1 protein-coding gene is annotated in these 273 nt (G+C 28.2%); it reads right to left on the bottom strand.

Features of this window, described 5'->3' with window-relative positions:
* Positions 1 to 273, bottom strand: a 273-nt coding sequence (locus tag FC14_RS10880) for a helix-turn-helix domain-containing protein (protein WP_235804509.1), incomplete at both ends; no start/stop codon positions are given.

Raw genomic sequence — 273 nt, 5'->3', positions numbered from 1 at the left:
TTTTTTAGTCAAATTTAGGTCTCTCTTTCTAGGCTGATAAGCCTTTAAGGTACCTTCATTATACCGCTTTATCCAGTTATATAGTTGTGTATGAGATTTTAATCCATTTTTTATTGCGAAGTTTAGTAAAGAATCTCCTGATTCCATAAATGCTGTAACTAAAGAAATTTTAAAGTTAAGAGTATAACTTTGGTTAGTACGTTTACTTTTAAGTCCTTCAATTCCTTGATATTTGTATAATAGACACCATTGTTGGATAGTTTTATTATTAAT

Source organism: Ligilactobacillus agilis DSM 20509 (genome assembly GCF_001436215.1).
Lineage (GTDB): Bacteria > Bacillota > Bacilli > Lactobacillales > Lactobacillaceae > Ligilactobacillus > Ligilactobacillus agilis.
This window is presented reverse-complemented; position numbering and strand designations above follow the sequence as displayed.